The sequence below is a fragment of the Mesorhizobium sp. M8A.F.Ca.ET.021.01.1.1 genome (genome assembly GCF_003998025.1).
In the GTDB taxonomy this organism is placed as follows: Bacteria; Pseudomonadota; Alphaproteobacteria; order Rhizobiales; family Rhizobiaceae; genus Mesorhizobium.
The window spans coordinates 1-1,021 of sequence record NZ_RZSJ01000985.1 but is presented as its reverse complement, the minus strand read 5'-3'; the positions used below and the strand labels follow the sequence as shown (position 1 = coordinate 1,021).

Below are 1,021 nucleotides of genomic sequence, written 5' to 3'. Positions count from 1 at the left end.
GCCTTGTAGAGGTTGACGAACCAGTCGAGTGCCCGGATGCCAGCCTCGGAATTGAAGACGGGCTTGCCGTCCTTGTCGAGATATTCGCCGCCCTCGGCGACAACCATCTCGTAGAAGCGGCCGTTGATCGCCTCTTCCTTGCCGGCGAATTGCGTGCCGTAGAAATTGGGCGGATTGGCGAAGAACTCGGCCTGGTCGGTGACTTCCTTCCAGGTGTCCGGCGGCACCAGGTCATAGCCGTATTTCGCCTTGAACTTGGTCTTGTTGTCGGCGTTCTCGTACAGGCTCTTCTGGTAGTAGAGGGCCGAAACGTCGAACTGCGCGCGCGGCAGCATCTCCAGCTTGCCGTCGATGGTTGCCGCCTTGATGGTCGAGGGTACGAAGGCGTCGATCTCCGACTTCGGCAGCAGTTTGCCGAGGTCGGTGTAGAGGCCCGTATATTGCGGCGCGAACGAGGAGTGGTTCCAGCCGACGCACCAATTGGTGCTGCCCGAGGCGATGTCGGACTTCAATTCCTTGTCGATGTCGAAGCCGTTCTTCTTGGTCAGGATGTTGACCTTGGCGCCCGTCGCCTTCTCCCATTCGGGTATGCGCTCGTAGAGCTTTTCATATTGCTGGCCGCCGATCAGCTTCACGTCGACGGTCACGCCCTCGAACTTGCCGGGCAGGTCGCCGGCAAGGGCTGCGCCTGCGCCTGACGCAAGCACCAATGCGCCGGCGCACACGCCGGAAAGCAGTCTGTTCATCGATATCCTCCCTGGGTGCGCCTCGATGGCGCCCGCAACTCGTCACGTGACAAAAGATGCTACATTCATATACAAACAAAACATTCATACGTACGTCAAGGCGAAATTTGTTTCCGTCGGCAGCGTTCCTGCGTATATGAAGAGCTGAATTCACTGGAGGGATGGGCCATGGACGACAGCGAAGACGAGCGCTACCGCGCGCCGGCGCTCGACAAGGGGCTCGACATTCTTGAACTGCTGGCGGGCGGCGACGGCGGCCTGACGCAGGCCGAAAT

Annotated in this window: 2 protein-coding genes; one reads left to right on the top strand and one right to left on the bottom strand. The window is 59.7% G+C overall.

The genetic code is table 11. The features are described 5' to 3' along the window. Nucleotides 1–746: extracellular solute-binding protein (locus EOA36_RS36045; protein WP_127281289.1), on the bottom strand; the 746-nt coding region annotated here is incomplete at its 3' end. A 168-nt stretch (nt 747–914) separates the two neighbouring features. Between EOA36_RS36045 and EOA36_RS38695 the strand changes: the two genes are divergently transcribed. Then, nucleotides 915–1,021: helix-turn-helix domain-containing protein (locus EOA36_RS38695; protein WP_348629842.1), on the top strand; the 107-nt coding region annotated here is incomplete at its 3' end.